Below are 23,870 nucleotides of genomic sequence, written 5' to 3' on the forward strand. Positions count from 1 at the left end.
TTTTTAGTCATAAGCAATTAAAATCCACCTAATTGTTGTGCGATACTAAAGTGGAACTGACCTTTATTGGCATCTGGTAATCCAGGTATTGCATCAAAGCCATAACCATAATCAATACCCAATAAACCAAATATCGGTAAGAATATGCGGGCACCTACCCCTACAGATCTTCTGATATTAAATGGATTGAAATCGCCGAATCGATTCCAGGTATTTCCGCCTTCGGCAAAAGCCAATACGAATGCGGTAGCCTGCTGACTGGCAATAACCGGGTAACGTGCTTCTAAAACATATTTAGTATAAATCGGACTACCTGATTGTTGTGCAATAGTTGGATTAGAGCCTACCGGGATTACGGTATTATTTGCATAACCACGCATGGCTATCAACTCCGAACCTTGTAAGAAATCGAATCCCTGCATACCATCACCACCCAATTTAAACCTTTCGAATGCGGATTGACCAACGGCTTGAGTATACTGACCTAAGAAACCAAATTGTGCCTGTGCTTTAATTACAAAGTTACCGCCTACGCGTTGGAACCATTGCGAATCAAATTTCCATTTATGGTATTCTGTAAATCTATATTTTGTTTTATCTGAAGCCGTAGCGTAATTCACATTATTAAATAATGAATATGGTGGTGTCGCCTGTATCGTAAATCTGATAAATGAACCTGATTTAGGGAAGATTGGCGAATCCCTTGAATCGCGGCTGATTTCCTGCGTTAAGTTTAAGTTATAAGAAGTACCGGTGCTGAATAAATAACCCGGATAATTCTGAAGAATGTATTGTTGTAAGTTTACCGAGTGTGTTAACTGGAAATAGTTATCCGGCCAGTTTAATCTTCTTCCCAAACTTACCGTTACACCATTTAAACGGATTTTGTAATAACCACTTGCATCTACCGCAGTACCGCTCGATTGTAACGACGTAAATGCACTTAAACCAAAGCTCACCGGTTTTTCGCCACCAAACCATGGCTGAGAAAAAGAGAAACTATACGACTGGTAATATTTACCATTGGTTTGTCCACGTAAACTTAATTTCTGTCCATCTCCTTTTGGCAGCGGTTTATAAGCTTTTAAATTAAATAAGTTTCTCAGCGAGAAGTTATTGAAGGTTAAACCCAAAGTACCGATAATACGGCCACCACCAAAACCACCTGATAATTCAATCTGATCGGAAGGTTTCTCTTCTACTGCATATTCAATATCTACTGTTCCATCTGCCGGATTAGGACGAGGTGTCGGAACCGTTTTTTGCTCATCAAAGTTACCTAACTGACCAATCTCACGGACGGTACGGATTAAATCACTTTTGTTAAATTTCTGTCCGGGTTTTGTACGAATCTCACGTAAAACAACTTTATCATTTGTAATCGTATTTCCTTTTAAAGTAATACGATTATTTGTGTATTGCGGACCTTCATAAATGCGCATCTCTACATCAACCGTATCATTGTAAATTTTTGTTTGTACCGGGTCGATATTAAAAGTCAAATAGCCGTTATCTGTATATAAGCTATTAATATCACCACCGTTTTCACCGCCGCCATTAATTTTCTTATCAAGTTTATCTTCACTGAAGATATCGCCTTTTTCGATGGTTAAAACTTTATTTAAAACATCGGTTGTATAAATTGCATTTCCGGCCCATGTAATTTTACCGAAGTAATATTTTTTACCTTCATAGATATCCATCTTAATGTTCACTTTTTTCTTATTGAACGGATAGATACTGTCTTTTAGAAGTTCTGCATCACGATAACCTTTTTCGTGCAGTTTAGAAATCATTTTAATTTTATTCTCTTCGTATTTTTCTTTACTGAACTTACCGGAGCCCCAAAAGCGCCACCATGCAAACTGTTTAGGATTTTTTAGGAATTTTCGAAGTTTTGCGGCTTTAAAATCTTTGTTACCTGTAAAATCGATATGCTGAACTTTTACACGATGCCCTTTATCAATGTTCGCTTCCAAGACCACACTATTTTCTGAATTTGGATCTTTACGCGTCGTATAATCAATCTTAGTAAAGAAATAGCCTTTATCTAAAAGGTATTTTTTAACAATTGCCGATGTCGTATTATACAGGTTATCATTAACGATTTTACCGGTTTTATCATTTAACTTTTCCTGAATTGCTGTTTTTTCAGATTTACGAACACCTTTTAAATCAATTGAGCTTAAACGCGGGCGCTCAACAACTTCAATTTCAAAGTAAACGGTATCCTGAACAAATTTTTCAATATTTAATTTAACATCGTCAAACAATCCCTGTGCCCAAAGTGTTTTTATTGCATCAGAAGTTGCTTCGCCTGGTAAAACAACTTTGTCGCCTTTCGTTAATTTCGATAAAGTAATTAAAACTTCCTTGTCAAGGTATTCTGTTCCTGTGATTTTTGTACCGCCGATAATGAATTCTTTTGGATTAAAATAATCGAGATCTAAGCCGCCAACCTTTAAAGAAGGGGTTGCCGGTGCCTGTCCTGTCGGACGAATTTGAGCAAAGGCCGGAGCGGCTAAGACTAATAGGATTAAAACTTGAAATATTCTTTTCATTAAAATAATTTGTTCAGTAATGGCCACGAAGGTAACAATGTTTTAGAAAGCAAAATGCTTTATTTTTCATCCTTCTGAAGTGGTTACATTTATCGTATAAAAGTGCTGCTAAGTTAATTTAAACCCTTGTTAAAAAGTGTTAAAAGAAAAATTAGTTTAATTGCTCGCTGGTTTTGCCAAAACGGCGCTCGCGTTTTTGATAATCGACAATGGCTTCAAAAAGATTTTCTCTTCTGAAATCGGGCCATAAAATGTCAGTAAAATAAAACTCAGTATAAGCCATTTGCCACAGCAAATAATTGCTTATTCTGTGTTCACCACTGGTTCTAATCATCAACTCGGGGTCAGGAATATTTACAGTTGTTAATTGTGATGAAAATAAATCCTCATCAATATCATTTATATCAATTTCTCGATTTTTTACTGCAACGGCAATTTTCTTCGCAGCATTAACAATTTCCCATTTTGCACTGTAACTTAAAGCCAGTGTTAACGTACACTTTTCATTGTGTGCTGTTTTATCCATCGCTTCTTTCAAATCATCAATACATTCCTGCGGTAATGATTCGATGTTACCAATAGCATTTAGCTTAACATTATTTTTGTTAAGCGTTTCTGTTTCTTTATTTATAGTCGAAATCAGGATTTGCATTAATGCATCGACTTCCTCTTTCGGACGGCTCCAGTTTTCAGTAGAAAAAGCATACAGGGTAAGGTATTTAACACCAACCTCAACACAGCCTTCTACAATATCTTTTACCGAAAGTACACCCTGTTCATGCCCGAAAACACGCATTTTACCCTGGCCTTTTGCCCAGCGGCCATTACCATCCATAATTACGGCAATGTGCTTTGGCAGGCGGCTATAGTCTATTTGTTCTTTAAATCCCATTAATTATTTCAAAATCAGCTTAAAAGGAATAGCATTTTGAGGATACAAAGGTAAAAGATATGCCAACACTAACAAATAGATAAGTATCTCTTTTTCTAAAATCACCTCTTTGGGTACCAGCGACACCTGTATTATTCAAAGAAGGATCGGAAACATTGAGTGCCGGATTACTACCTACATAAACAGGATTTACCGGGTAAACACCGCTTACATCATCCAAATAATCTGTAAATGCTGTGCGGTAACCTATTTCGGAAAAAATACTCCAGGTGTCTTTATAATTATACCGGATACCACCCCCATAGGGAATTGTTAAAACTATATTTGGATAATTGTTATCCTGCCCCTCTGTTAACAGGCGGTCTAACCTGTATCTTGTTCCCTGGTATTTTATTTCTGGCTTAAAATTAACAAAGCCCACACCCGCAAATAGATAGGGTGTAAACCTTCTGTTTCCGCCATTTATCTTGTAATCGAAAAAGTTTATATCGAAAATTGCGCTGCCCTCATTCAGCGCGGTTTTAAAACTTAAATTCCGTTCTCTGAATTGCTCATTAGCAGAATTTGCATCATTAGCCCGAATCTGTCCGTAATTATAGTTTAACCTTAAACCCAGGTAAGAAGTGAAATTACGCTTAGCAAAAGCCCCAGCATTAAAGCCACTGATTTGTAACGGGTTATTCTGATTTAAATCACCTATATATCCGGCACCTCCGGCAGAAAAGCCGATTTCCCAGGTGGCAAAAGACTGCGCGCTGCCGAGCTGTGAAAAAGATAAAAGAAGAAGGATGAATAAAACAGGTTTGTTTAACGCCATATTTAATAGTTACGGGTATCAATGCCCCATAATAATTTATTCCTTAACGTGTTTAAGTAAGTTTCATTGTTAAGACGAATAAGATTTACACAAAAATCGGCTTTTTTGATGGTAATTTTTACGGAACGCTCTACGGTAACGGTTCTGCTGTCGCAGGATACTAAAAATTTTGATTCTCTTGCCTCTACTTCAAACGATAGGTTATTATCATCAGGAATAATGACCGGGCGAACATTTAAATTATGCGGCGCAATTGGTGTAATTACAAAACTTTGCGAATCGGGATAAATAATAGGGCCTCCGCAACTTAACGAATAGGCTGTTGAGCCGGTTGGTGTGGCAATGATTAATCCATCGGCCCAATAAGAGTTTATAAACTCACCGTTCATGGAGGCATGAATAATCATCATCGCCGAATTATCGCGACGGTGAATCGTGATATCGTTTAAGGCAAAGTTTTCTTCTCCAAATAAACCATTATCAGATTCTAAGCGCAAAAGTGAGCGTTCATCCAAGGTGTATTCTCCGTGAATGAGGGCTTTTAAGGCCGATTCGATTTCTCCTTTATTAATACTTGCCAAAAAGCCTAAACGTCCAAAATTAATACCAATTACGGGAATACCAGAATTTCTGATTAGGGAAAGCGTATCCAGTAATGTACCGTCGCCACCTAAACTTAGCAAAACATCGGCTTGTTGCTTTAACTCCTCGTGGTTATGAAAAATAATGGTATGCGCCGGCAGTTTAATTTTACCATGGAGGGAGTTTTTAAATTTATGATGAAGAACCGGCTGTATGCCATGATTTTTTAAGAGATCGAAAATCTCCTGAACGTATGGCAATACGGTATCATTAAAATCTCTTCCATAAATGGCAATCCTCATAATAAAGGTTTAATTGTAAAGCGCTAGATTAAAAACATAATTTATTCAGGCGTTTACAAAACTAGTTTATTCTTTTAATAATAAACATAAATATTTTCATTACACCCTATAACTACAGTTTACCAAAAAAGATAGCAGGCATTGAATAGTTTATAACATAATACTGCAAATAATCTACACCGGTAAAGTTGACCCTAATTTCTGATTTTATTCTTTCATCAATCTCCGCAATGTCTTTAACTGAAATATATGTTTTTTGATTTAAAAAATAATTAATATTTAAAACTGTACCATTTTCTGAAAGGCTAAATGATAGACTTAAAATCTCACTATTTATTTTTAAATACTTCAATTTAGACTTTAATACTTCAAAAATTATTTTTTTAACCTTATCATTATCTAAATGAATATCCTTTTTTTGCATAGGGTAAGGAAATTCTACTTTAGGCAGAGGAGGAGGGACATTTTCATATTTATAATCTGGATTATTAATTCCGATTCGAATCTTATCAGAGTTTGCAGCAGCCCCATAATCAGTAACTTTAAACCTTTTACCATTAATCTTATAAAGATCAGCTTGAATAGCTTTTTGCGCATAACAAGATGAAAACATGCATATCGCTAAACTTAAGACAATTAACTTTTTCATTATTGACAGTTTGAAGGTATATTATTAAATAAATTGACGATGGCTTTGGGCGTTAAATTTAGAAGATCGCTATGATATGGGTTGTTTGGCAGAGCATTAAAATCGCTTAAAAAAGAATTGTATTTTGTAATAAAGGTATTATAAGCTGTTACTTCTGCTGGTGTACCATTAGCATTAAATTTTGGAAAAGATGTTCCGCTATTGGTTAATTCCTCAATCCATAATTCATATAAACGCTTTTGTCCATCTGTTCCATAAATATCAAAAGCTGTAGTACTATTATGCATGATATCAGTTATCACAGCTTGTTCAAATTCAATATTAACAAAGCCCGCTTGTCCAACCTTATTTACTCGGGCGTATTGTTATGTACCTCCGGGATATAGCCGGTCTTGATAGGCATGGTATAATTCATGTTCCAGCATATCAACACGGCTTGCGGCATAGTTATTACTGAAGCTAATGCTGTTTTGCCCGGGGTGGTATTGCGCACTTTCGCTTATATTTTCGATACAAAATTTGAATTGAATGCTACTGGTTTTAAAATAACCACTTAAATATCGGGTGGCGCAGTTAAAGGCATTATACTCATTTAAGGTGTTATTAATCGTTTGCATTTGTTGGTCAGATAAGCCTTCACAAAATTGTTTGGCCAAAACATTTATACTATCCTGTACGGCCGGGCCGGTACCAGCTGAGCCACTACCCATTATCTCGCAAGAATTATATAAAAATATGGAGCTATAAACAACGCCGGTATTTGCATCCCATGTTGTTAGATACCAATCTGTGCAAACTGAAGCACCAGGATCCGGTTGCAACGTCATCGATGATTTCTTTTTAAGCATGGATTCATCCTCGTTTAAACTGTTTAGTTTCAGATTATACTTAAAACCGCCATTTTCAAACTGCCACCCGTTAAGGAAACATGGTCGGCATTTAATACCAATACTTTACCTGAATATTGGCCGTCGAGATTCTTTAAATTCTTATCCCCATGATAAATCGCGACAATATTATTTAAATTCTCCGGAACATTAGAATTAATAAACTCTATTAATTTAGCAGAATACTTACCAGCAGAATCTACTATTATCAAACGGGAAATTATCTTATTTGTATCTACAGTTAATTTATAGTTGGAGGGAAGAAAAATATAAGTTGAATTATCTTTCGAAATTGATACTGCGTTTTGCCAGCTAGGGCTATAATTTTTATTGGCGGTAGAAAACCAATTCTTTGCTCCAGCAATTATGTTATTGGCGTTTTCCCGTTCAGTTTTATCTTTTTTACAGCAGTATAAAATAGAGCAAAAATTGTGGTAGTAAAAAGGAGTGAGCGTTTAAATTTCATGAAGTTTTTTTACATAAAGATATAAGATTTATGTAAATACTACACGTTTAAGTAGTTCATAAAAGAATCGAAACGTTCCTGCGAACCGTCGTCTACTTGAGTGTTATTGTAAACTTCCTTAACCTGATAATTATAACGTTCGAAAGAAGCAACTAAAGCTGTTATTTCTGTTTTATTAACTTTTAATGTAACCTCCAGGCGGGTAGAATCTTCAAAAGAGTTTACGTAAGATGAAAGTATTTGTGCGTTATCAGCTTCCACAATCTGGGCAATGTGTGCCAAAGAATTATCACGATTACTAATTTCTAAAACGATAATACCACCCGGCTCGTTCACTGCGTATAAGGATGCAACAGAATCTAAAATGTTATTAATAGAAATTAACCCGGCATAATTTTTCTGTTGGTCTAGCACCGGAACAGCCGTCAATTTGAGCGTACTCAGCAGCCTGATAACGTCGTAAGTATGCGCATTATTAAAAACAAAGGCATTTAACAAATTGAGATTAACATCTTTAATTAAAATGTCGTGATTGCGGACCTCGAGTAAATCATCTTCGGAAAGTAAACCTAAAAACTGATCATCATTAACCACAGGCATATGCTTAAGCTTAAATTCGTTCATCCGATCTAAGACTTTCTGCACCGTGTCGTCCGTTTTTACCGGCGGTATAACATTTGATATGATTTCTTCGGCAAACATTATTTTAATAATACCCTATCTAAAAATTTCTCTAAGTAAGCATTAAATATTTCCGGATGCTCCATCATTGGCGCATGTCCGCATTTATCAACCCAGTTCAATTCTGAATTTGGCAACAGCTGGTAAAATTCTTCCGCTACTTCAGGTGGGGTAACTTTATCATTTTTACCCCAGATCAAAGAAACCGGGATTGTAATTTTCGATAATTCTTTACCCATATTATGACGAATAGCCGATTTTGCCATGGTTAAAATACGTATAACCCTCGATCTGTCGTTAACGGTTTTAAAAACCTCTTGAACAAGTTCTGGTGTGGCTGTTGCCGGATCGTAAAATGTAAATTCTACTTTTTCTTTTATATAATCATAACTTTCCCTTCGTGGAAACGAACCTCCGAAAGCATTTTCATATAAACCAGAACTTCCCGTGAGCACTAAAGCTTTAACAAATTCCTGGTGCGCAACTGTAAACACCAGGCCAACATGACCGCCTAATGAATTGCCAATAAGTACAACCTGCCCTAAGTTTTTATATTTAATAAAGCGATGAAGGTATCTTGATAATGCCTTAACACCTAAGGTTAAAATTGGCAATTCGTAAATCGGAAGAATAGGAACAACAACACGGTAACGATCTTTAAATTGTTCAATAACCGGTTCCCAGTTACTCAATTCACCCATCAAACCATGCAGCAATACCAGTGTTTCGCCTTTCCCGGCTTCGATGTATTTAAATCCTTCTTCTTCTATTACCTGGTATTTCATATATATTATATACAGTATATTGCTACTAAGTTAGTAGAGTAAAATTAATTTTTGGCATTTCCTTACTATTTTTCTGAAATAAAATGGAAAACGGTCTAAAAACAATTATTAGTGTATCAAGATGAGGGTATCCAGTATCAAGATAGGAGTATCAAGTATCAAGATTTGAGTACCGGGTATCGAGATATTAGTATTATGGGCCGCTATCAACTAATATTCCACTTTAAACTTTTAGACTTTAAGCTTTCCGCTCTATGCCAGTTTTTCTTTAACGATTTCGGCAATCAATTTGCCGTCAGCTTTACCTGCAAGCGCTTTGTTCGCCAAGCCCATAACCTTACCCATGTCCTTAACTGATGTGGCGCCCGATTGTTTGATAACATCAGCAATTATCGCTTCAACCTCAGTTCTATCTAATTGTTTCGGTAAAAACTGGTTGATGACATCAATCTCTTCTTCTTCTACCTTATATAAATCTTCGCGGTTTTGCTGTTTATAAATATCGGCCGATTCGCGACGTTGTTTAATCAGCTTTTGGAGAATTTTTAATTCAGTTTCTTCTGTAATTTCTTCTGACGCACCCTTCTCGGTTTTGGCCAGAAGAATTGCAGCTTTAATTGCTCTTAATCCTCTTAACTGCGCATCGTTTTTAGCCAGCATGGCTTTTTTTATTTCCTGATCTATTGTGTTTGATATCATTTTTGGTTAATTGGTTAAAATGGTTAATCGGTTAATCGTAAAACCCACACCCAAATTTTATTTTCAAATATTATTATCGTTGTTTGATTGGCTAACTATACAATAACCAATTAAAACAGTTCCACAGTTAACCTGCTCTATTTACAAGCGTTGCCGTGGCCTGTGCAGTCGGCATAATCAGCATATCGTTAATATTTACATGCTTAGGTCTGCTCACTACATACCAGATTGCATCGGCAATATCATCGGCAATTAAAGGTTCTAAACCTGCATAAACATTTTTAGCACGTTCTGCATCTCCTTTAAAACGAACGACTGAAAATTCGGTTTCAACCATGCCCGGATTAATCGCTGTTACTTTAATATCGTGCTGTAAGAGATCAATCCGCATGGCCTTACTTAATGCATCTACAGCATGTTTGGTTGCGCAATAAACATTTCCGTTTGGATAAACTTCCTGACCGGCAATTGAACCGATGTTTACGATGTGGCCCGATTTATTTGGAATCATCCAGTTAGAAACAATTTTTGTCACATACAGCAAGCCTTTAACATTGGTGTCAATCATGGTATCCCAATCATCGGTATTGCCTTTATCAATCGGATCTAATCCCTGGCTTAAACCCGCATTGTTTATCAGCACATCAACTTTTTTCCATTCAGCCGGGATAGCCTCAAAAGCTTTATTTAAATTTTCTTTTTCACGAATATCGGCTAAAACCTGCTGGGTGGTTATTGCATATTTAGCTTCAAGATGATGCGCAATTTTAGCTAAACGGTCGGCTCTGCGGGCAACCAAAATAAGGTTATACCCATTTTGCGCAAAGATATGTGCACAAGCTTCGCCAATACCTGAAGTCGCGCCAGTAATTAAAGCAATTTTAGACATATTGATAAAATAATAAGTTGGAAAATATTTTCTATACCTTCCATAATCGCAACAAAGGTAAGTTTTTTTTAGATTGTGCTGCTACTCGAAAAACAAGCTGAATGTAAAATGACGCAGCTTGGTTTTATCCAAAGGGTTCGCGAAAGCCGTATTGTCATGCTGCAAAATATCATTCATAGAATACGAAACTTTTATCTCGGGCGACATCTTAAAATACTCAAAATACAGGTCAAATCCAATTCCGGTTTCATAGGAAAAGTAGTTTCTTTTATTTTTCAATAACTTATTAATCTGGGTTTCGCCTTCATCGAAAGTTTTCTTTTTAGAGGCGATATCCATGGAATATTTTGCACCACCTAACCAGTAAGCCCTGAAATTATTTAATCTGTTCGATTTTATTTTTATGCCTATTGGGATTTCGAACATTGTCGCCTGAACTTTTTTATCGATAGCTGTTTGAAAAGCAGGCGGTGTTATTGCCGTGTTTATTGGTTGAGTAGTCTCCGGGGCAGGCTCGTACTCATAACGAATAATCCTGTCGCTAAAAATTAATGACGGTGTTGCTCTAATGTCAAAGTTTTCGGAAACCCGCTTGTTTACAACGAAACCCAGACCAAACCCCACAGAAGGAGGACTTGAAATTGCCCGCATGGGTTGTGTAATCTGTCTTCCACCTTCCGGATTATAGGTAACGCTATTACCATCAGCGGTTTCATAAAAAGCATTTCTCCAGTTTGCCGCCTTTAAAATTTTGTACTCCGCAGAAATATATTGAAAACTGAAACCAAAATGTAAGTCTTCATCATCTACACCCCCACCCCAGTTTTGGGCAAAAGAAGTTGTAACAACCATAAAAAGGAAGATGATAAGGCTTAATTTTTTTATCATTTAGAACCGGTATATATCGAACTTATTCCAAACGTTAAAATTGTTTGTTTGGTACTTTTGAAACCTACTTTTTCCATCAAAATTGTAAAATCTTTTCCATCGGGAAAAGCCGCAACAGATTCTGGTAAATAAGTATATGCCCGCGCATCTTTAGAAAATAGCTTTCCGAAGAATGGGGTAATCTGCTTAAAATAGAAATTATACAATTGTTTCACTGGAAAAACCTTCGGTTTTGAAAATTCTAAAACCACTAGTTTACCGCCGGGTTTTAAAACCCTGAACATATCGCTTAAACCCTGTTCTAAATGCTCGAAGTTACGCACGCCATAAGCCACCGTAATGGCATCGAAAGTATCATCAGCAAAATGCAAACCTTCAGAATCACCAAGCTGAACGGAGAAAATTTCAGTTAAACTACGTTCATTAATCTTCTTTTTGGCAACTTCAAGCATGCCTTCAGAAATATCGACACCGATAACTTTTTCAGGGTGTAATTTTTTTATTGCTTCAAAAGCGAAATCACCTGTTCCGGTTGCCACGTCGAGCATAATACGAGGCTGCAAAGAAATCAGCTCCTTAATCGCTTTCTTGCGCCACAAAACGTCTATTCCAAGTGAAAGGAAATGGTTTAAAAAATCGTACGTGCCCGAAATGTTGTTAAACATGGTTGCAACCTGCTCTTTTTTAGTCGCGTTGTCTACCTGATATGGTGTGATGTTCTGATTCATGATGTGTGGCAAAGATAAGTTTATTGTTTAACTGTTTAAATTGTTTTAATCGGTTAATTGTCAAATGAACTGCAGTTAAACAGTTTAAACGCTTAAACCATCCTTACAAAATTACTACCTTTGCAATATGATTATCAAAACGGCAACATTTGTTTGCAGCAATACCCAGGTTTCGGCTTTACCCGCGCCAACCATGCCCGAATATGCATTTATCGGCCGTTCAAATGTGGGGAAATCTTCGTTAATTAACATGTTGGTTAACCACCACGGACTTGCAAAAACATCGCAGCGGCCTGGAAAAACACAGTTAATTAATCATTTCCTAATAAACGAAGCCTGGTACATTGTGGATTTGCCGGGCTATGGTTACGCAAAGGTTTCTAAAACCAGCAGGGAAAAATGGGAAAAGTTTATTCGTGCCTACATCACAAAAAGAGAAAGCCTTCAGTGTGTTTTTGTTTTGATAGACAGCCGCTTAACACCCCAGCAAATTGATATCGAGTTTTGTTACTGGCTGGGCGAAAAACAAATTCCATTTGCATTGCTTTTTACCAAGGCTGATAAGCAAGGTATGAATGAATCGCTTAAAAATGTTGCCGCCTTTAAGAAAAAGCTTGGCGATTTTTTTGAAGAAATACCGACAACTATTTTAACATCCGCAGAAAAACAAACCGGAAAAGAAGAGGTTTTAAACTTTATTTATGAGGTTAATAAAGATTTCGTAAAGCCGGTTATCAGCAAATTTTAAGCAGTCTGAAGCTAAATAAAAATCGTATATATAAAAATGAAAAAATACTTTTCACTCGTATTATTCGCACATTCTATATTCGCCTTGCCTTTCGCTATGATTGGCTTTTTCCTGGGTGTTACCACAACCGACAGCCCTTTCAGGTGGGAAAAATTAATTCTGGTTTTGCTTTGTATGGTTTTTGCAAGAAATTCGGCAATGGCCTTTAACCGTTATCTGGATAGAAATATTGATGCAAAAAACCCCCGTACCAAAATGCGTGATATTCCGGCAGGGAAAGTTTCAGCTAACGAGGCTTTGATTTTTGTAATCGCAAATTGTTTGCTATTTGCCATTACAACTTATTTCATTAATCCGCTTTGTTTCTATTTATCGCCGGTCGCTTTATTTGTTGTATTGTTTTACAGCTACACGAAAAGATTTACCGCGCTTTGCCACCTGGTTTTGGGCTTAGGTTTATCGTTAGCGCCAATTGGTGCCTATATTGCCGTTACCGGTCATTTTGCGTTGGTTCCCGTTTTGTATTCTTTTGCCGTGCTGTTTTGGGTAAGTGGCTTCGATATTATTTATGCTTTACAGGATGAAGATTTCGACCGCGAAGAAAATCTGCACTCTATCCCTTCGGCGCTTGGCATAAAAAATGCCTTAAACGTATCGGTTTTATTGCACATACTTTCGGCAGCCTGCGTAATTCTACCTGTATTCTTCACCGAATTCAGCTGGGTTTATTATGTAGGAATTGTATTTTTCTGCTCCATGCTGATATATCAACACTTACTCGTAAAACCAAACGACATCAGCAAAGTAAACAGGGCTTTTCAAACTTTAAATGGATATGCATCGGTTGTTTTTGCACTTTGCTTTTTGATTGATGCGTATATAAGAACGAAATAATAGAATGAATGAGTTTTGAATGATTGAGTTTTGGCGATGGGCCAACCCGCCCCTGTCATTCAAGCATTATCCAATTGAATAGAATATGATTATTAATAAAAAACCAAGAACATATATACCAGAGGACTTAAGTATTACCTGGGAAAGTTTAGCACCACTTTTTACTGAATTACAAAACCGTGAAATTACAAGTGCTGGAGCATTAGAGAAATGGCTTAAAGATCGTTCCGAATTAGAAGCAGCCCTGGAAGAAGATTTTGCATGGCGATATATCAGAATGAGCTGTGATACGGCTAACGAAGAATTAGTTAAAAATTTCCAGTATTTCGCTACCGAGATTGAGCCGAAAATTTCACCTTTATCGAATGCGTTAAACAAGAAGTTTGTGGAAAGCCCTTTTATGGACGCTTTAGACAAGGAAAAGTATTTTGTTTACAGCCGGGCGATTAAAAAAGCCTTAGAATTATATCGCGAAGAAAATATCGAGCTTTTTACTGAATTACAAGTTAAGCAACAGAAGTATCAGGGCATAACCGGCGCTATGAGTGTTGAAATTAACGGTCAGGAATACACTTTGGAGCAAGCCTCCATTTTTGTAAAAGATTTAAATCGCGAAGTGCGTGAAAATGCCTGGAAAACTATTCAGCAAAGAAGGCTTATCGATAAAGATGATTTAAACATTCTGTTTGATGAGTTGATAAAATTGAGAAATCAGGTTGCCTTGAATGCAGGTTTCGAAAACTATCGCGATTACATGTTTCAGGCTTTAGGCCGTTTTGATTATACACCGCAGGATTGTTATGATTTCGCTAATGCGATTGAAAAGGAAATTGTACCGATTTTAAAAGAACAAGCTGAAAAACGCCGTGAGGCTTTAGGCTTAGATATTTTAAAACCTTGGGATTTGGAAGTGAGCGTAAGTGGCAAACCGGCTTTGAAACCATTTAATAACGGCGAAGAACTGATTGATAAAAGTATTGCCTGCTTCAATGCCATTGATGCGACACTTGGCGAGAAACTGGCAACCATGAAAGCCAACAACCTTTTCGATGTAGAAAGCAGAAAAGGCAAAGCACCGGGAGGCTACAATTATCCGCTGGCAGAAACCGGCGCACCTTTTATATTTATGAATTCGGCAAATTCCCTTCGCGATTTAACTACAATGGTTCATGAAGGTGGACATGCAATACATACTTTCTTAACGGCAAATTTAGAATTAAACGATTTTAAACATTGCCCTTCAGAAGTCGCTGAATTGGCTTCGATGAGCATGGAATTAATTTCGATGGATAATTGGGCTATTTATTTCGACAATGAAGAAGATTTGATTCGTGCGAAAAAAGAGCAATTGGCGGATGTTTTGAAAACTTTACCATGGGTGGCGGTTATCGACCAGTTTCAACACTGGATTTACACCAATCCAAATCATACCGCGGCCGACAGAGAAGAAACTTTCAAACAAATCTACAACCGTTTTGGTGCAGGCTTTGCCGATTGGACAGATTTGGAACAACAGTTTGGCAATGTTTGGCAAAAACAACTTCATTTATTCGAAGTTCCTTTCTACTATATCGAATATGCAATTGCTCAGCTAGGCGCCATTGCAGTTTGGAAAAACTATAAAGAAAATCCTAAAAAAGCTTTAGAACAATATTTAGCCGCACTCGCTTTGGGTTACACAAAACCAATGAACGAGATTTACGAAACGGCAGGAATCAAATTCGATTTCAGTGCAGAGTATGTTAAGGAATTAGCGGCTTTTGTAAAAGAAGAATTAGAGAAATTGGGATAGGTTTAGGGTTTAGGGTTTAGGGTTTAGGGTTTAGGGTTTAGGGTTTAGGGTTTAGGGTTTAGGGTCAATTCTAAAAGTATAGATTTGTTTTGAAAAAAGTCGCAATATAACGTTGCGACTTTTTTTTATTTGATTACCGCAAGCACTACAAATTTGTAAAATTTTGTTAATTAAGTTAAACAATGTTAAAACGCTCTGCCTGATAAACCTAATCATTTAGTTTCGTGATGTCATTCCTCCGGATAAGGAAATACTAATCATCAGTCTATCAAATTAACATGAAACAAAGCTCTACGTTTTTCTCATTCCTATTTATTTTTTTCTTATCACAAGCGAAAGCTCAAATTACAAATGGTAAAATTTCAGGTTTGTTAATTGATGAAAAAGAAAAACCCCTTTCAGGTACAATTGTATTAAAGAATTTGGCCGACACGATGTTTGTCAAAAGCATTTCAACAAATGATAAAGGCCAATTCAGTTTTCAAAATTTACCTTATGGCAAATTCTCCCTCAGTATAAATGCTGTTGGTTCCAAAACCATTAATGAAAAAATAGAGATTACACCAAATAAGTTATTTATTGATAAGACCTTTAAATTGATTGCTGAATCAAATGATTTAGGCAGTATAAATATCTCGGGGAAAAAGCCATTAATCGAAAGATTCAGCGATAAAACCGTAATGAATGTGGAGAACAGTTTAGTTGCCACGGGAAATACCGCACTCGAAGTACTGGCTAAAATGCCTGGCGTTTCGGTAAATCAGGATGGCATTATCAGCGTCAAGGGAAAATCGGGTGTTAATATTTTAATCGATGGAAAATCTGTTTTTCTTTCAAGTGAACAACTTGCAACCAGGCTAAAATCGATAAACAGCAACGAACTTAAATCTATCGAACTGATTACCAATCCATCTGCGAAATATGATGCCGAAGGCAATGCTGGCATAATTAACGTCAAACTGAAAAAAAACTCAGTTTTCGGCGCCAATGGTAATGTTGATTTGGGGTTTGGCTACGGAAAAAACCCTAAAAGCGATGCGGGCATTTCACTCAATCATAGAAATAAGAACCTCAACATTTTCGGGAACTTCGCAAGTAACAACAATAAATATCAGGAAGATTTAAACATCAACAGGATCACAAATGACGGCTTTTCTGATACTTATTTTCACCAATACAATACCCAAATTCGTTCCTCCCACAACAATAATTATAAATTAGGCTTAGATTATTTCTTAAATGAAAAAAATACAATTGGCTTTCTAACTACAGGATATTTCAATAACGGCCACGACAGCTCGAATGGAATAACGGATATAGGAAAAAGTTTTACCAAAATAGATTCTTCAATTGTTGCAGATAATCCATCAACAAATAAATATCGAAATCAAGCTTATAACCTTAATTACAAATCGGTTATTGACACACTTGGTCAGGAATTTTCCGTTGATTTGGATTACGCAAAATACCGCAGTGAAGAATACACAGTTTATAACAACTATTTTTCTGATGCGAATGGTTATCAATATAAATCTCCTTTAACTTTCAGAAATTTAACGCCATCAGTTATAAAAATAAAGGCTGTGAAGATTGATTATTCGCTACCGCTAAATCCTAAAACTAAGTTTGATTTTGGCCTGAAAAGCAGCTGGGTAAGTACCGATAATGATTTCAGATTCGAAAATCTGGTCGCTTCGCAGTGGCGAAATGATGTAACAAGAAGCAATCGTTTCGTATACGATGAGAATATAAATGCAGCTTACGTAAATTTTAAACACGATTTTAAATCAACAAGTGTTGAAGTTGGATTGAGAACTGAACAAACCAACTCAAAGGGAAATTCTGTTAGCGAGCAAAAAGTTGTTGAAAGAAGTTACTTCGACTTTTTCCCGAGTTTTTCTGTTAATCAAACGTTATCAGAAAATAATCAATTAGGTTTTTCTTACAGCAGGCGAATAGACCGGCCGGATTATAAATCGCTAAATCCATTTGTTTATTTTGTCGATTTGTATACTTTTAGCCAGGGAAATCCATTTCTAAATCCACAATACACCAACGCTTTTACATTTTCTTACAATTATAAAGATGCACTTAATATTTCATTAGGTTACAGCATTACTAATAACCTGATTATTGACGTGCTACTTCCTGATGATGTTAAAAAGACCTTATTTCAAACGGTTCAGAATTTAGATAAACAGTTCTCTTACGATTTAACGGTTGGTTACCCAACAAACATAACCAAATACTGGAGCATGGATAATACCATTACCAGTACATATAATCAAATAAAATCGGCGAATTTAGGCGGAGTAGATTACGATAGAAAAAAAGTAAATTTTACATTGAACAGCAGTCATAACTTTGCTATTTCGCCATCAACAACTGCAGAACTTTCAGGAGAATTTGTGTCTGCCCAAATTTACGGAACTTACGCCATCAAACCCTATTACGGAATTGATTTTGGCTTAAAAAAATCATTTATTGATAAAAGACTGAATTTAAAATTTGCGATAAACGACATTCTAAATAGTAGAAAAGCGAGGATAGGCAGTGCCCTATCAACATTAAATTATAGCCTTAGTCAAAAACAAGAAAGCCAGATTTTCAGGGTTAGCCTAAATTACAGTTTCGGCAGCAATACGGTTAAAGCCACAAGAGATCGAAAAACGAGCGTTACCGATGAAGAAGGCAGGATAAAACAGGAGAATAAATGACAGTTCAGTTTCCGAAAACCTCGCTGATTAACGCAGAGCCTAACACTTAAAAAATGTTAAGCACCTTCCTCATCTTTTTTCCTCGTTTTCATAATCAAAAACATTACAAATACGGAAAGAATAATCATAACCAGGTAGCTAAAACTCAAATTTCTTTCATCTTTTGCCGGAAACAAATTCACAACACCATAACTTAAAAAGGAAACAATCACATAGGTAATCCCTCCGGTTAATCCTCCGGCGATACCTGCATTTTTTGGGAATTTACTCAAACAAAAAGTGAAGTAATTATTAAATGTATAGCCAGCTCCGATGTGAATAATAAAGGCAAAGCATACTAATGAATATAAATTAGATACAAAATTCAGGCTAACCATCATTAAAACAACGAAAACGACTTGCAGCAATGCGTTAATCAGCAATCGGCTAAAAAATGGCTTGTTGATGGTTGCTTTACCAATAAAGCCGCCAACCATCCAGGCGAAGCCTAAAACCAATGAGCAGTAACCGGCAATTACCGGTGAATATTTCAAGCCATGTTCGATAATGAATGGTCCTGTCATATTGTAAACCATTACCATGCAGTATGCCAAACCCAACATCACGATACCCAAAGTAAAATTTGTGGTTTTAATCATGTCGATATAAATATTGATTATTTTCTTCAATTGAAAATCGGTAAAATGTTTTAGCGTTTCTCCGCTAAGTAAAAACTCTAGCACAGCAAAAACCGCCGCAAAACCTGCAAGAAAATAAAAGTTAGATTCCCATCCGAAAACAGTTTGTAAATAGCCGCCAACAAAAGGAGCAATAATCGGCCCTGTAGACCAGATAATAGAAAATAAACTGAGGTAATGTTTAAGTTTATCGCCCGTAAATAAATCCACAAAGTAGGCTCGTTTTGCCACGACAATTGCCCCTACTGACAGGCCATGGATAACTCTCATTAAATAAATCAGATATATATTATGAGTAACGGCAATCACAATGCTGGCCACAGCAAATACCAATAAACTATATAAACAGATTTTGTATCGGCCGAAACTATCCAGCAAGCTACCAACAAATAATTGTGCTATACCATAGCTGATTAGAAAAATGCTTAAGGTAAGCTGAACCTGAACACTGCTGATATTCATTTCCCCGGCCATAGTTGGTAAAGAAGGAATATAGATATCGGTAGCAAAACCGGAAAGCGGAATCAATGCAAATGCCAAAATAGTTGCAAGGCCTTTATTTTTTTCTTTGATGTATGATTGTTGTATGGAAGAAGATGTCATTTGAATTAAAAATAGGTACCAAGCCGATTTATTATGAGCGGCAAAAGTAGCATTTTACCCTATAGTAGATACGTCATTTGTTAAATAAACACAACCAGATTACAATCATGACAGTATTTTACGTTCAGTTCAGATTTATATTTGAAATTTAAGTCAATCTACTTTATTTGCCTTTAAAACCGTGGCGCTATGAAATTTATATCCTGCTTTAAGCGTTTTTAACTGATATTTTTTTAAGTTTGAAGAATACAACAAACCAAAACAGATGTTCGAAAAGCTATTCAGAAAGAAATCTATTTCCAAGATACTACAAGATGCGGCAAAAGGCTATGGCGACCATGAAAGTTCTTTACATAAAACACTTGGTGTCCGTGATTTAACCGCATTCGGTATCGCAGCAATCATCGGTGCGGGTATTTTCAGTACCATTGGAAAAGCCAGTGCAGATGGCGGTCCGGCTGTAATTTTCCTATTTATTTTCACAGCCATTGCCTGTAGCTTTGCTGCTTTTGCTTATGCAGAATTTGCCTCTATGGTACCGGTTTCTGGTAGCGCTTATACTTATTCTTATGTTGCTTTTGGCGAATTAGTTGCTTGGATTATCGGCTGGTCGCTGATTATGGAGTATGCCATCGGGAACATCACCGTCGCGATTTCATGGTCTGATTACTTTACGGGTCTGCTGTCCTCTATTCGAATACCGGCTTTAGGTATCGATGGAATTAACATTCCTGATTGGGCTACAATGGATTACCTGACAGCTTTTAACGGACATAAACATGCCGAAGCACTTTTAGCTGCCGGCAAAAACATCGGTGGACTTGATGCTGCAACTGCGGTAGCGAACAATGCATGGTTAACCGCACCGCAAATCGGAAGTTTTCACCTGGTTGCAGATTTACCTGCTTTGGGCATAATCATTTTTATTACGGCTTTGGTTTACCGTGGCATGAAAGAAAGCCGAAACGCAAGTAACGCAATGGTAGTTGTTAAACTGGCTGTAATCCTTTTGGTTTTGTCAGTCGGAATATTTTATATTGATACAAAAAACTGGAATCCTTTTGCGCCTAACGGTGTTTCAGGTGTTTTAAAAGGTGTTTCAGCAGTGTTTTTTGCATACATTGGTTTTGATGCCATTTCTACCACTGCCGAAGAATGTAAAAACCCGCAACGCGATTTACCCCGTGGGATGATGTGGGCAATTATTATTTGTACAATTTTATATGTTGCAATCGCCCTGGTTTTAACAGGGATTGTGAAATCAGATACACTTGCCGTTGGCGATCCTCTGGCATTTGTTTTCGACCAGATTGATTTAAAATTGATGAGCGGCATTATCGCTGTCAGCGCGGTATTTGCAATGGCCAGCGTACTTTTGGTTTTCCAGATGGGGCAGCCACGTATCTGGATGAGCATGAGCCGCGATGGGTTGCTACCGAAATCGTTTTCTAAAATTCACCCGAAATATAAAACGCCATCTTTCGCAACCATTGTTGTAGGTTTTGTTGTGGCGGTTCCCTCTTTGTTTATGAATTTAACCATTGTAACCGACTTATGTTCAATAGGTACTTTATTTGCCTTCGTATTGGTTTGTGCAGGTGTTTTGGTTTTACAAAACAGGCCTGATGTACAGCGTGGAAAATTTAAAATTCCTTATGTAAACAGTAAATACATCATTCCGCTCGTTTTCATCGCAGCAATTGTTTTTGCCTTTACAAACTATAATAAAGAAACAAAGGCCTTTATTTTTAATACGCCAAAAACAATAGAAACAGTAACTTTTGTAACTTCATTAAATGGCGATGAACTAAAAATAGTTAAACAGGAAATTGTTAAAAATGCAGCACCGCAAATTATTCTGACAGAAAAAGTTGATGCAGAATCTTATTTAAGTAATCTGCCCGCCGACAAATACGAACAGTTTATTTCTTCTTCGCAAATTCCTGTAGAAAAGAAATATGAAAGTGGCTGGGGCTTATTCAAACACAAAATACCAATGTGGATTTTCCTGATTATTTGCGTGTTTATTACCTATTTCAGTATCACTAAAAATTTATCTCTGATTCCGGTTTTGGGTTTAATCAGCTGTCTTTACATGATGTGTGAATTAGGCATATCAAACTGGATTGGATTTAGTATCTGGTTGGTTATAGGCTTGGTTGTTTACTTTGCTTATGGTTTTAAGCATAGTAAATTAGGACAGCAGCAAGTATAATTTTTCGGTCGGTGAGACACCAACCGATAGATAAATAACAATGCCTCTTTCTTTATTCGAATGAGGGATTTTAGTTTTAGAATATCTTGACTAATCCTTTTTCTTTACAAAGGCCATAACAGTTATCAGAATCAGTCCTGCAAATGAAGCAATCATATATTTATCTTCATTAGGCCAGTGCAGCACTTTAGCAGCCGGACCAATAAGAAAAAGGCAAATCGCCAGTATCAAAAGAAGTTTTCTCATCGATTATACCGGCAATCTGTGTAACTCGATATCGTCTGGCGTAACGAAAATTAATGGAACTTTTTCTACATCCACATAGCTGCTATCCAAACCAAAACTTCGTTCTTCAGATAAACTCAGTCTTTTAAGGATAAAATAATAATCCATTATCTGACGCTCATAAAAACTTAGCTTAGTAAACTTAGACAAGTGTTTTTCCAAAATAACAAACCTGAAATCGCCCGCGATTTTATGTTTATTTAAGGAAGTATACTGACTGGTAATATCGATTTCGCCGTTCTTAACGAGCTCTTCAACAACTTTACGATAAAGTAAATTTACCCTTTGCTCAATCCTGAAACCTAGTCTGAAATCGATACGGATAAGTTTTCCGGGGATTAAGAACTCTACTTTATAATCAAGTGTATAGGGTTCGTCCATTACGTCAACGTGAACCAACCAATACACATCTGCACGTTTTGGTTCTTTTTGGATAATAGAATAAATAATTTTCGACTCAATCTCCGTTTTGAAATTCGCACTGGTTAAATACACCAGTTGAGAAGAATACTTTGGCACCGATTCATCATTGCTTAATTCTGTTAAAATTTGGTAGTAATCCTCAATTTCAACATATTTCACAAAACGATTTTTAATTTTTCTGGCCACAAACCAGCTCCACATAATAGTAAACAGAAGTGAACCGATTAATACAGTAACCCAACCGCCGTGCAAAAATTTAGTTAAATTACTAATCAGGAAAGTACCTTCTATGATAACATAGGTAAAAAAGAAAGTAGCAATTAAATACCTCGGGAATCGCTTACTGCGCAGGTAAAAGCTAACCAGAATAGTTGTCATTAACATGGCAATGGTTATGGATAAACCATATGCAGCATCCATTTTTTCTGCTTTTTGAAAAAGCAAAACGATTCCGCAGCAGCCAATCCAAAGCATCCAGTTTATCGAAGGAACATACAGTTGTCCTTTAGAAACCGAAGGATAAACGATTCTGATTTTTGGCCAAAGATTTAAACGAACAGCCTCAGCAATAAGCGTAAAAGATCCACTGATTAATGCCTGACTGGCAATAACCGCAGCCATTGTTGCCAAAATAACCATCGGAACCTGAAACTGATCAGGCACGATTTGGAAAAAAGGGTTCATCTTAGCACCAGGAACGTAACTTCCGCTATTTTTTAAAATCCAGACACCCTGACCTAAGTAATTCAATATTAAAGTAAGCTTAACAAAAATCCAGCTGATCCGGATGTTGTTTCTTCCGCAGTGACCTAAATCTGAATATAACGCTTCTGCTCCTGTAGTACATAAAAACACGCCCCCCAGAATCAAAAATGCCAGTTTATTGGTTACAAGCAGGTGAATTGCATAATATGGATTGAACGATTTTAAAATACTGAAATCTTTAACAATAAATGATAATCCTAAAACACCCAAAACCGCAAACCAAACAAACATAACCGGCCCAAAAAGTTTGCCGACTAAATTTGTGCCGAATTGCTGAATGATAAAAAGGATGGTTAAAATGGTTAAAACGATTGGTATAACGGGAACTTCAAATTTATTTGTTAATCCTTCAATAGCGGAAGTTACCGTAATACTGGGTGTAATGATACCATCAGCCAGTAAGGCACAACCACCAACAACCGCCGGGACAACAAGCCATTTTGCCTTCTTACGAACTAAAGAAAAAAGTGAAAATATACCACCTTCACCCTTGTTATCTGCTCTTAGGGTAATAATAACATATTTGATTGTTGTTTGGAGCGTTAACGTCCAGATAATACAAGATAGTACGCCTAAAACATTTGTGGGATTTATATCCTGCTTACCACCAAGTATTGTGGTAAAAATCGCATTTAACGTATATAAAGGTGAAGTACCAATATCTCCGAAAACAATTCCTAAACTAATGAGAACCCCACCGGCAGTTAGCGCATTTACATTTTTATGATTTGACACTTCTTTATATTTTTTAGTGCGGCAAAAGTAAACTAACTATAACAATTTAACAACCAATTTATTGTGTATTTTTAACACTATGAAATTTAAAATTTATTGTTAAATTGTGTTAAAATATGGCATTTAAACAAAATGTTTAATTTCTTTGTTTTAAATTAATATATTTGCTATACAAATTTGATGAAACTCT

General features: G+C 36.5%; 22 protein-coding genes. 5 read left to right on the forward strand and 17 right to left on the reverse strand.

The annotated features are described in order from the left end of the window. Positions 1-17: 17 nt before the first annotated feature. The 14 genes from bamA to ubiE form a co-directional block, all read right to left on the reverse strand. Positions 18-2,561: an outer membrane protein assembly factor BamA gene (bamA, locus tag O0931_RS14585; protein ID WP_269416320.1), complete on the reverse strand. Its 2,544-nt coding sequence runs from the start codon at positions 2,559-2,561 to the stop codon at positions 18-20. Between the two features lie 151 nt (positions 2,562-2,712). After that, positions 2,713-3,453, reverse strand: a complete 741-nt coding sequence (gene uppS / locus O0931_RS14590; protein ID WP_269416321.1) for an undecaprenyl pyrophosphate synthase — start codon at positions 3,451-3,453, stop codon at positions 2,713-2,715. A gap of 19 nt (positions 3,454-3,472) precedes the next feature. Further along, positions 3,473-4,270, reverse strand: a complete 798-nt coding sequence (porG, locus tag O0931_RS14595) for a type IX secretion system protein PorG (protein WP_269416322.1) — start codon at positions 4,268-4,270, stop codon at positions 3,473-3,475. A gap of 2 nt (positions 4,271-4,272) precedes the next feature. Further along, positions 4,273-5,154, reverse strand: a complete 882-nt coding sequence (locus O0931_RS14600) for an NAD kinase (protein WP_269416323.1) — start codon at positions 5,152-5,154, stop codon at positions 4,273-4,275. A gap of 112 nt (positions 5,155-5,266) precedes the next feature. Then, on the reverse strand, positions 5,267-5,803 hold the full coding sequence (locus O0931_RS14605; protein ID WP_269416324.1) for a hypothetical protein: 537 nt from the start codon (positions 5,801-5,803) through the stop codon (positions 5,267-5,269). Continuing rightward, complete coding sequence (locus O0931_RS14610) at positions 5,803-6,090, reverse strand: hypothetical protein (protein ID WP_269416325.1); 288 nt, start codon at positions 6,088-6,090, stop codon at positions 5,803-5,805. The genes O0931_RS14605 and O0931_RS14610 overlap by 1 nt, the downstream gene beginning before the upstream one ends. Before the next feature lie 78 nt (positions 6,091-6,168). Beyond that, a complete protein-coding gene (locus O0931_RS14615) occupies positions 6,169-6,651 on the reverse strand; it encodes a hypothetical protein (RefSeq protein WP_269416326.1) in 483 nt (160 codons plus the stop codon). 29 nt (positions 6,652-6,680) lie between these two features. Further along, complete coding sequence (locus tag O0931_RS14620; RefSeq protein WP_269416327.1) at positions 6,681-6,902, reverse strand: hypothetical protein; 222 nt, start codon at positions 6,900-6,902, stop codon at positions 6,681-6,683. A gap of 293 nt (positions 6,903-7,195) precedes the next feature. Then, positions 7,196-7,858, reverse strand: a complete 663-nt coding sequence (locus O0931_RS14625; RefSeq protein ID WP_269416328.1) for a CBS domain-containing protein — start codon at positions 7,856-7,858, stop codon at positions 7,196-7,198. Next, positions 7,858-8,622 (reverse strand): alpha/beta fold hydrolase, encoded by a 765-nt coding sequence (locus O0931_RS14630; protein ID WP_269416329.1) that lies wholly within the window; start codon positions 8,620-8,622, stop codon positions 7,858-7,860. Before O0931_RS14630 ends, O0931_RS14625 begins: the two co-directional genes overlap by 1 nt. Before the next feature lie 252 nt (positions 8,623-8,874). Then, positions 8,875-9,321: a GatB/YqeY domain-containing protein gene (locus tag O0931_RS14635; protein WP_269416330.1), complete on the reverse strand. Its 447-nt coding sequence runs from the start codon at positions 9,319-9,321 to the stop codon at positions 8,875-8,877. Between the two features lie 127 nt (positions 9,322-9,448). Then, the gene (locus tag O0931_RS14640) at positions 9,449-10,210 is read right to left on the reverse strand and encodes an SDR family NAD(P)-dependent oxidoreductase (protein WP_269416331.1); all 762 of its coding nucleotides are present in this window, start codon (positions 10,208-10,210) and stop codon (positions 9,449-9,451) included. 81 nt (positions 10,211-10,291) lie between these two features. After that, a complete protein-coding gene (gene porT / locus O0931_RS14645) occupies positions 10,292-11,098 on the reverse strand; it encodes a type IX secretion/gliding motility protein PorT/SprT (protein ID WP_269416332.1) in 807 nt (268 codons plus the stop codon). Then, positions 11,095-11,826 carry a bifunctional demethylmenaquinone methyltransferase/2-methoxy-6-polyprenyl-1,4-benzoquinol methylase UbiE gene (gene ubiE, locus O0931_RS14650; protein ID WP_269416333.1) on the reverse strand — a complete coding sequence of 244 codons (732 nt, stop codon included), beginning with the start codon at positions 11,824-11,826 and terminating at the stop codon, positions 11,095-11,097. Before ubiE ends, porT begins: the two co-directional genes overlap by 4 nt. Before the next feature lie 127 nt (positions 11,827-11,953). Between ubiE and yihA the strand changes: the two genes are divergently transcribed. The 4 genes from yihA to O0931_RS14670 all read left to right on the forward strand — a co-directional run bounded on the left by yihA (position 11,954) and on the right by O0931_RS14670 (position 17,977). Then, positions 11,954-12,574 (forward strand): ribosome biogenesis GTP-binding protein YihA/YsxC, encoded by a 621-nt coding sequence (yihA, locus tag O0931_RS14655; RefSeq protein WP_269416334.1) that lies wholly within the window; start codon positions 11,954-11,956, stop codon positions 12,572-12,574. A gap of 36 nt (positions 12,575-12,610) precedes the next feature. Beyond that, the gene (locus tag O0931_RS14660; RefSeq protein ID WP_269416335.1) at positions 12,611-13,468 is read left to right on the forward strand and encodes a UbiA-like polyprenyltransferase; all 858 of its coding nucleotides are present in this window, start codon (positions 12,611-12,613) and stop codon (positions 13,466-13,468) included. Positions 13,469-13,553: 85 nt separating this feature from the next. Continuing rightward, a complete protein-coding gene (locus tag O0931_RS14665; RefSeq protein ID WP_269416336.1) occupies positions 13,554-15,260 on the forward strand; it encodes a M3 family oligoendopeptidase in 1,707 nt (568 codons plus the stop codon). A 278-nt stretch (positions 15,261-15,538) separates the two neighbouring features. After that, positions 15,539-17,977 (forward strand): TonB-dependent receptor, encoded by a 2,439-nt coding sequence (locus O0931_RS14670; protein WP_269416337.1) that lies wholly within the window; start codon positions 15,539-15,541, stop codon positions 17,975-17,977. Between the two features lie 56 nt (positions 17,978-18,033). Here the strand turns inward: O0931_RS14670 and O0931_RS14675 are convergent, their stop codons facing one another. Then, the gene (locus O0931_RS14675; RefSeq protein ID WP_269416338.1) at positions 18,034-19,257 is read right to left on the reverse strand and encodes an MFS transporter; all 1,224 of its coding nucleotides are present in this window, start codon (positions 19,255-19,257) and stop codon (positions 18,034-18,036) included. A 265-nt stretch (positions 19,258-19,522) separates the two neighbouring features. On the opposite strand from O0931_RS14675, the gene O0931_RS14680 reads away from it, so the two are divergent. After that, positions 19,523-21,472: an amino acid permease gene (locus O0931_RS14680; RefSeq protein WP_269416339.1), complete on the forward strand. Its 1,950-nt coding sequence runs from the start codon at positions 19,523-19,525 to the stop codon at positions 21,470-21,472. A gap of 90 nt (positions 21,473-21,562) precedes the next feature. Here O0931_RS14680 and O0931_RS14685 read toward each other — a convergent pair whose 3' ends face one another. Together O0931_RS14685 and O0931_RS14690 are read right to left on the reverse strand one after the other, a co-directional pair. Next, positions 21,563-21,718, reverse strand: coding sequence for a hypothetical protein (locus tag O0931_RS14685; RefSeq protein WP_269416340.1), 156 nt, complete (start codon positions 21,716-21,718; stop codon positions 21,563-21,565). 3 nt (positions 21,719-21,721) lie between these two features. After that, a complete protein-coding gene (locus O0931_RS14690) occupies positions 21,722-23,680 on the reverse strand; it encodes a KUP/HAK/KT family potassium transporter (RefSeq protein ID WP_269416341.1) in 1,959 nt (652 codons plus the stop codon). Positions 23,681-23,870 lie beyond the last annotated feature (190 nt).

The organism is Pedobacter rhodius (assembly GCF_027213645.1).
In the GTDB taxonomy this organism is placed as follows: Bacteria; Bacteroidota; Bacteroidia; order Sphingobacteriales; family Sphingobacteriaceae; genus Pedobacter; species Pedobacter rhodius.